13 protein-coding genes and 1 pseudogene are annotated in these 7,509 nt (G+C 45.7%); 10 read left to right on the forward strand and 4 right to left on the reverse strand.

Annotation, left to right across the window (positions count from 1 at the left end):
- The 6 genes and pseudogenes from O9295_RS09600 to O9295_RS09625 form a co-directional block, all read left to right on the forward strand.
- Window positions 1–202 (forward strand): annotated as a pseudogene (locus O9295_RS09600) (hypothetical protein); the annotation flags it as partial.
- Between the two features lie 94 nt (window positions 203–296).
- Window positions 297–899 carry a nucleotide-binding protein gene (locus tag O9295_RS09605; protein ID WP_159249870.1) on the forward strand — a complete coding sequence of 201 codons (603 nt, stop codon included), beginning with the start codon at window positions 297–299 and terminating at the stop codon, window positions 897–899.
- Entirely contained in the window at window positions 896–1,189 is a 294-nt protein-coding gene (locus O9295_RS09610; protein ID WP_288032806.1) for a hypothetical protein, read from the forward strand. The genes O9295_RS09605 and O9295_RS09610 overlap by 4 nt, the downstream gene beginning before the upstream one ends.
- Before the next feature lie 140 nt (window positions 1,190–1,329).
- A complete protein-coding gene (locus O9295_RS09615) occupies window positions 1,330–1,884 on the forward strand; it encodes a hypothetical protein (RefSeq protein WP_288032808.1) in 555 nt (184 codons plus the stop codon).
- Between the two features lie 153 nt (window positions 1,885–2,037).
- Window positions 2,038–2,475 (forward strand): putative toxin-antitoxin system toxin component, PIN family, encoded by a 438-nt coding sequence (locus O9295_RS09620; RefSeq protein WP_288032809.1) that lies wholly within the window; start codon window positions 2,038–2,040, stop codon window positions 2,473–2,475.
- Window positions 2,472–2,705, forward strand: coding sequence for a hypothetical protein (locus O9295_RS09625; RefSeq protein WP_045356648.1), 234 nt, complete (start codon window positions 2,472–2,474; stop codon window positions 2,703–2,705). Before O9295_RS09620 ends, O9295_RS09625 begins: the two co-directional genes overlap by 4 nt.
- Before the next feature lie 158 nt (window positions 2,706–2,863).
- On the opposite strand, the gene O9295_RS09630 is transcribed toward O9295_RS09625, so the two are convergent.
- Together O9295_RS09630 and O9295_RS09635 are read right to left on the reverse strand one after the other, a co-directional pair.
- The gene (locus O9295_RS09630; RefSeq protein WP_288032810.1) at window positions 2,864–3,214 is read right to left on the reverse strand and encodes a hypothetical protein; all 351 of its coding nucleotides are present in this window, start codon (window positions 3,212–3,214) and stop codon (window positions 2,864–2,866) included.
- 53 nt (window positions 3,215–3,267) lie between these two features.
- Window positions 3,268–3,825 (reverse strand): tyrosine-type recombinase/integrase, encoded by a 558-nt coding sequence (locus O9295_RS09635; protein ID WP_288032812.1) that lies wholly within the window; start codon window positions 3,823–3,825, stop codon window positions 3,268–3,270.
- Window positions 3,826–3,971: 146 nt separating this feature from the next.
- Here O9295_RS09635 and O9295_RS09640 point away from each other — a divergent pair, with 146 nt between their 5' ends.
- From O9295_RS09640 to O9295_RS09655, 4 genes are read left to right on the forward strand one after another with little or no spacing between them, the layout of a single operon-like run.
- Entirely contained in the window at window positions 3,972–4,196 is a 225-nt protein-coding gene (locus O9295_RS09640; protein ID WP_288032813.1) for an AbrB/MazE/SpoVT family DNA-binding domain-containing protein, read from the forward strand.
- Window positions 4,196–4,606, forward strand: coding sequence for a type II toxin-antitoxin system death-on-curing family toxin (locus O9295_RS09645; RefSeq protein WP_288032815.1), 411 nt, complete (start codon window positions 4,196–4,198; stop codon window positions 4,604–4,606). The genes O9295_RS09640 and O9295_RS09645 overlap by 1 nt, the downstream gene beginning before the upstream one ends.
- On the forward strand, window positions 4,584–5,270 hold the full coding sequence (locus tag O9295_RS09650) for a GIY-YIG nuclease family protein (protein WP_288032816.1): 687 nt from the start codon (window positions 4,584–4,586) through the stop codon (window positions 5,268–5,270). Before O9295_RS09645 ends, O9295_RS09650 begins: the two co-directional genes overlap by 23 nt.
- A 58-nt stretch (window positions 5,271–5,328) precedes the next feature.
- On the forward strand, window positions 5,329–5,622 hold the full coding sequence (locus O9295_RS09655; RefSeq protein ID WP_288032817.1) for an HNH endonuclease signature motif containing protein: 294 nt from the start codon (window positions 5,329–5,331) through the stop codon (window positions 5,620–5,622).
- A gap of 125 nt (window positions 5,623–5,747) precedes the next feature.
- On the opposite strand, the gene O9295_RS09660 is transcribed toward O9295_RS09655, so the two are convergent.
- Entirely contained in the window at window positions 5,748–6,293 is a 546-nt protein-coding gene (locus O9295_RS09660) for an NUDIX hydrolase (RefSeq protein WP_288032818.1), read from the reverse strand.
- A gap of 26 nt (window positions 6,294–6,319) precedes the next feature.
- The gene (locus tag O9295_RS09665; RefSeq protein WP_288032819.1) at window positions 6,320–7,033 is read right to left on the reverse strand and encodes a DUF559 domain-containing protein; all 714 of its coding nucleotides are present in this window, start codon (window positions 7,031–7,033) and stop codon (window positions 6,320–6,322) included.
- Between the last annotated feature and the right edge of the window lie 476 nt (window positions 7,034–7,509).

Consider the following 7,509-nt stretch of genomic DNA (forward strand, 5'->3'; position numbering starts at 1 on the left):
ACGTAAATATGGTGGCTCTACCACAAGACATGGGTTCCGTAAAGGAGATTTAGTTTCTTCTCCCAAAGGAATTGGTTATGTTAGTGGAGATACCGAAAAACAGCTATCTGTAAGCGATACCAATGGTCAACGATTGGGACAAATAGCTGTTAGCAAGATTCAGTTAATTCGTCGTTCTAACGGTTTAATTGTTTCTCACTAACTTGTATAAAGCCGCCCTCCGCTATCGCTAAAGGGCGGGGTTTCAGACCCATTTTTTCGATGAAAAACAGAAAACCAAAAAACCAGAAAACCAGATGAAAATTATTACCGTTACTGGTTACAAAGGCGGCGTGGGTAAAAGCACCACCGCCGTGCATATCGCCACCTATTTCAGCGATCGAGGTCGGACGGTATTAGTTGATGGCGACCCGAACCGCACCGCTCTGGGTTGGGCGGAGAGGGGGGAGCTTCCCTTCACCGTTGCCGATGAGCGGCAGGCGATGAAGATTATCGGCGGGGCGGACTTCGTTATCATCGACACTCCCGCCCGTCCCCATTCCGACGATCTCAAAGAGTTAGCCAAGGGTTGCGAACTCCTGATCTTGCCCACCGCCCCCGATGTTCTCAGTCTGCAGCCGATGTTGGAAACGGCTAAAGATTTGGGAGACGCTAATTACCGCGCCCTGATCACGATCGTACCGCCGCCCCCAAATCGGGAAGGTGAAATACTACGTCAGGAATTAATCGAGGGCAGTATCCCTGTTTTCAAGTCGATGATTCGCAGAACCGTCGGCTATCAAAAAGCCGCTTTAGCGGGTGTTCCCATTCGCAATCTCGATGATGCTAGGTTAAGAGCGGCATGGAAGGATTACAAAGCTTTGGGAGAGGAAATTTTAGCCATATTAGAGGTTTTATGACGGCGGGCAGATACGGCGATTTAATTAAGAAAGCCAGGGAACCAGAAAACCAGAATACCGGTTTAGAGGAAAGTCAGAATACTGGTTTACCAGAAAACCAAAATACTGGTTTACCAAAAAACCAGAATACCAACTTACCAGAAAACCAGAATGAGCCAGAAGTAAACCTTTGTGTCAAAGTTCCCAAATCCCTTCGGCAACATTGGGCGGCGGAGGCCAAACGGCAGGGAACGACCATGACTGCGGTGATCATGGCAGCCCTTAGCGATCGATTTGGTAAACCAGATTAACAGCAACCAAAAAACCAGATAACCAGATAACTGGAAAATTTTCAGATGTTAGCTAAGGTAATATTAGTTAATAAAGTTGCTGTTTTTGTATGAAGTCGCTTTCCCTGATTGTTTCGGGTTCTATTGTTTGTCTAATGTCTATGCCAGCCAACGCTCAAAATCAGACGGATTATGAAGCTTTGTGTCGGAACCGGGAGTCTTACGGGTTTTCTCAAGAGGAGTGCGATCGTTGGATTAGAGAACAAAACCAGCGTTCTCCTACTAATTCTTCTGGCAATGGCCGATCGACCGTCAATTCCGCTTTTATCGGGGAGAAAGTCTATAAACTGCGTTTGAGGGATGCCCCTACCGGCAACATTGGTCAGCAAAGCATTTTTTCTCCTGGTGATCTCGATCGGGAGGAGTGGGTAGTAGTTACTTTGATCAACAATCAGAGAGTCAAGGTACGTCATGCCACCAATGTAATGAACAAGTTTTGGGGAACCCGTAAGTGGTACGATCATCCGGCCACAGCCATTCGATTATGTGCGATCAACGGTTTTGATACTACCGATTGTGTGACGGCTCAGGGCGACACGATTGATTTGCCAGAGGGAAAAACCATTAATGATGTTCAGATCGATTTCAAGTATGTGGAGGGCGGTTCTGTCTATACCCGCACAGTACAAATCGCACCGGGTACTTTACCCGATTGAACTCCAATGGAAATGGCTGTTGGTGACGGCGTTTTTCTCTGTAGCCAGCAAAGATACGGGGCATACCGATTCCGAACCAGAGATAGATGATAGGGTTGCTAATTTGTATGGGTTGACTGCTGAGGAAATGAAGACTATTAGGGGGGATTAATTATGACAGAAACTCCTTATCAAATAGTCATTGATACTAACGTAATCTTAGCCGGATTGCTCTCTAATAAAGGAGCATCCTATAAACTCTTAACCATACTCAATGACCAACACTTTCAAATCAATGTATCTGCCACCCTAGTTTTTGAGTACGAAGAAATACTAAAAAGAGAACAACAACAAATAGATTTAAACAATGAAGACATAGATAACATTATTAATGGAATTTGCCATCTAGCCAACCATCACGAAATCTTTTATATTTGGCGACCATTAGCCAAAGACAAAAATGATGACTTTCTGATAGACTTAGCTTTCAAATGTCAAGCTAATTTTATAATCAGTTACAATCAAAGAGACCTAAAACCCATTGAAAAATTCGGCATTTTTATTTTAACACCCAAACAATTTTTACGATTACTAGGAGAAATAAAACCATGAAACTAAGCACAAACATTCCAGATGTTTTATATCAACAAATTGAAACCTTAGCCAATAAACAAAACATACCAGTAGAGCAACTGGTAACAATGGCTTTATCTGCCCAAATATCCTCTTGGATGACTAAAGATTATCTAGAAGAAAAAGCACAACAGGGAAGTTGGGAGAAGTTTCAACAAGCATTAGCTAAAGTTTCAGATAGAGAGCCAGAAGAATATGACAGATTGTAACTTAATTCAATTTTATATTGATGATAAGGTTGCTAATTTGTATGGGTTGACTGCTGAAGAATAACCATGTCTAAGTCTAATTGGTTATCTAGATTTGTTAACTTCAAAATGTTTAAGGAAATAGTTAAAGACGGCATAGTAGCAGTAATCGCATAATGTCAATCAGATTCCCAACCGCCGCATTCTGGGCATTGCCAAATATCTCGCGGGGTGGGACTGCTGGTAAAGATATGTTGGCAATCGGGACAAACACCCGTAAAGAAGGGATGAGTGTCTAATATTTTCTCCTGTTCTTCTCGCGTGTAACGGCAGAGTCGATCCGGTATCAATTCGTCACCGTACCACGAATACCCGACTGGCGACCACAGTTCTTTGTCCTCGATCGCTTCCGGGTCGGGGCGGAAATCGGGACACTTTTCTGTTTCTAGCCCTTCGGGATGGACGGCACAGACGAAGTAGATTTGATGGGTATATAGCAGACAACGATCGCAATCAGGAATTTTGCTCATCTTAATTTTCGGTCAACTCTAACTATTGAATCAACGGGAAGCGGGTCAACTCCTTAGACTAATAGGCCAACGGCAGCCCCGATCTGCTCATCGCTGACCTCTAGGTATCTTTGTAGAACTTCCAGACTACTGTGACCGCTGATTTTTTGGATTACCCGGAGCGGCACACCCCGGTTACTCATCATGGTCAAAGCCGACCTACGGAAGCTGTGGGTCGAGACTCCTTTTAGTCCCGCCCGTTCGCAAGCGTTTCTTAGGATCAGGTCGGCACTCGATCTATGCAGGTGTCCTTTTTCTCTAGCGTTGTGGAAGGAAGGAAAAAGGTAACTATCGGGTTGAAATTCTTGCAGGTAAAGGTCGAGGATTTTCCGCAGAACCGGATTGACGGGGATAGAACGAGTTCCCTTCTTGCCTTTGGTGGTGGACTTCCTGAAGGTGATCGTCGTTCCCACATCGTTGACGGTCAGTTGCAATGCCTCCGATATCCTGCAGCCGGTATGGAAACAGATGCCAAACAGACATCTATCCCGATCGTTATCGAACCCAGCGAACAGACGATCTAGTTCGACTTGAGAGAGGATTTTGGCTTGTCCGTTACCGTTAACTTTCACGATACTTCTGTTCTACTCGACAATACCGCACTATCGTCTAGTATAATGCCGCCAGTCACTCGGAAGTCTTTTTTTAAAAATAATTCTTTGGGCAGTTAGTTATGTTATAACATTTGTCATAACATAATTACGGAAGGTCATAGGTTATGACAAGTCTAACGCTCCGAAAAATTGGCAATTCCATAGGTGTGATCTTACCGAAAGAGGTTTTATCCCGACTAAACTTAGAGGAAGGAGATCAGATTTATATCACGGAATCGCCAGATGGATACAGAATTTCTGGCTTTGATCCCGATTTTGAAGAAACCATGAAAGCTTTTGAAGATACTTACTCTCAGTACCGCAACGCCTTCAAGGAACTCGCCAAATAATGATCGAGGAACCGAAATGGTTATCGAGCGATGCGGTTCAGGTGATTCAGGAAACTTTAATCGCTCGAACTGGGGGGACTCAGGGAGTTTTGAACCTAACTCTGTTGGAGTCAACTGTCAATAAGCCAAAATTCTTTTTCCAGTACGAACCCGAATCATCGATTTTTAAGTTAGCGGCGGTCTATGGCTACGGTTTTATCAAAAATCATTGCTTCTGCGATGGTAATAAACGTATAGCTCTGGCTACCGTTTCAATTTTTTTGCGAAAGAACGGCTATCGCTTGAACGCCAGTGAAGCGGAAACGGTCAGTTTCTTTCTCGGTCTTGCGGGCGCTCTCGAAACCTATGAGGAGGGTTTCGCCAGATTGACTGATTGGATCGAACAATATGCGATCGAACTGGAAGATTAACCACGGAGACTGTTCTAACACCTCTGAGTCTAACGGTAAGGAAACGGAAAATATGTCAGACAATATGGCTAATTCGCTCTCATCAAGTCAAATACCTTTAAGTTTATTCGTTGCGGGCGGCGACGATCGAAGGGAGAAAGCCACCCAGATGAGCGAGGATTTCCTATTCGCTTGGAAGGAGAGGATTGCAGACTATCAACGACAGGTGAGAGAGGGAAAGACGGCGATCGAGCAACCGACTTTATTCGATCTACCGCAGACCACATGGCACACTGCCGATGAGATCGATCCTTTTTCTTTACCGCGTCACCCCTCGGACTTCTATCGCCGTCCCGACATCGAACCCCCCGACGATTCCAATCAAGGCTGCCTCTATTTCCAGATCGACCATGTTAGTAACATCGTACTGTATGTCGGAGAGACGAAGTTGAGCGCCCGCCGGCGTTGGTTGGGTTCCCACGATTGTAAGGATTACGTTCTTAGCTATATCGAGTTACACCGCCGCTACGATCTCGATGTGGCCGTTAATGCTTCCTTTTGGTATCATGTTCCACCCCAAAAAAAGATACTACAGCAGTGGGAACGGGAGCTTATTTTTAAGTGGCGACCTCCTTTCAACAAGGAGATGTGGGAGTTCTACGGGCAACCGTTCGGGAAACTCTAGCTACCGACAAATGCCGTCGTTTCTGTTAGGATAGACAGTAGCGATCGCTAAGATAGTTATGATGGGAAAAAACCGTTATCCCGATAATTGGGGGGAAATTGCCGCTAGGGTCAAGGAAAAAGCCGGCTGGAAATGTCAGTGCTGCGGGATGCAGTGTTTGCGACCGGGGGAAGATGTCAGCGACCTGACCATTTCCGAACGCTCGATCCGCAAACTGGCCGTACACCACCACAACCGACAACCAGAGGATAATCGCCCCGAAAATCTGATCGCCCTCTGTAGCGCCTGTCACCTTGAGCGCCACAAGTTCCGGCTCGGTTCCGTGTCTATCGGTCAGTTGTCGTTATTTTAGTCCGGTAATAAGAGGACAAAACGGCATCACGTTCTATCTCTAGTGTCGATCCGTTAGAGCGATCGAATCCCTTGATCGTTCCCGCCACCGTATTTAACTTTTACTAGGGGATAAGTTTGTACTAACTATCCTTCGATTTGTTTTAACCACCATTCCAGCAGGACGGCGCGGCATTGTAAGCAGGAGAGGGACTTCAACAAATCGCTGACTCCGATTGAATTAGCGGGATAGGTCAATAGTTCGCTGGTAGATAAGCCGCCGTCGATATCGGCAGTAAAACCGTAGAGTTTCTGATTGGAAAAGGAGCTATTGACTGCCCAACCCTCGCTATTTAGGGGAGTTAATCGGGTCACTGCCGTCGCTTCAATTCCTAATTCTCGTTTTAGAGTCATCAACGCCGCCTCGTGATGGTCTTGCCCCTCGGAAATCCGACCGCCGGGGAAATCGAGGGTTGTTTGTCCCAGTCCGGGGCGATAACTGGGAGCGGGCAGCAGTATCATCGAGTTTTGAACGGGCAGAACGATGACGGAATCAGCTTTTTCAACCCGCCAATACTCTAATGACCGTCCTCGATCGTCTTGCAGGTGTTCCCCGATCAGGGTCAACCAGCGACAACGAAGTTCTAAAAAGCGATCGTTTACTGGCCATGCCGGACTCGATGGTTGTTGCATTTTTAACCTACTCTATATGGAAGCTGTTAAAACAGATTCAAGAACTCCTCGATCGCCGTGTCGGGGGACTCCATACATTCTTGGGCTGTAAACCTTGCGGTGGCGATTCCTTCTCGCAAAAGCAACCGGTCTCTTATGTAGTCGCGATGGGTCTGGCCATTTTCTTGATGGTGTTTACCATCGATTTCCAAGCTGATGCACTTCCCTTTATGAAAGACTAAGAAATCTATCTCTAGTCTTCCCGTTAAGGTAGATGCCGATAGTGGAGAACCCTGACCACCTATCCGCCCCCTCGCATTGCCGAAAAATAACAAACCCCTTCTATCCAAAGCTTCAGCGATTTTTACTTCCACGGGCGATCGGAAGTACATCCCGCCCCACTCGGTTGTTCCATTGTTGCTCCGACCGACGACGAGAGCGCCTCCCCTAACGATTTGCTCGATCCTTTCCTGCCAATCCTGATCGAAAAACAACCGCCACCAGTGTTGAGTGCCGTGACCATCCCTCTGATCGGCGTAGGCGAGATGCAGGTTCGGCTTGATCTCCATGTAGAACCCCGGCCTGGTTTTAGGATAAAGCCATTGATTTATTCGCTTCCTGAGATTTTTTTCCTTGTTAGCACTCAAGGCAACAAAAAAATCTAACAGTTGTGAGGTTCGCAATTCTCGCAATAGGGGAAGCTTCCCACCGATAGAGACCAGTTCGCCGCTATTTTCGGTTCCTTCATCGTTAAATTCCATAGAATAGAGCATTTCTAAGCGGAAATAGCAGAGCGGAAATGGCTAGTGATTCCCAAGCCAATCCCAGAAACGAGGAGAAGATTCACGTCTAATTCCCTTCGATCCGATTTGAGCGAGTTTAAAACAAATTTGGCTTTCATAACCGATATTGAACAGGTTGATAGATTTTCATCGGGTTTCTCTAATTTTGTGATCCTCTCAAATAGTCAGACCGCAATTTCCTCATTATCGCTCTATCTTTATTCCGGTTTAAACCATTCGTAACAAACTAATTGAATATCTTCTTCTCTGATAATTTTGAGGGGACTTTCTTCTTTTTTTTCCTCGATCTCATTATCCCACATTCCGCACCCTAGTCGTTGAAATCAAAAGTTGCTCTAGCCCTTGTATGGTAAGACTTTTAGCGATTACTAAGAACTATGAAGTGTCACACTCTAGTCAGCGATCGCCAGCTTAATGAGAGTTTATCTCAATAA

The organism is Microcystis sp. LE18-22.4A (assembly GCF_027531105.1).
GTDB lineage: Bacteria > Cyanobacteriota > Cyanobacteriia > Cyanobacteriales > Microcystaceae > Microcystis > Microcystis aeruginosa.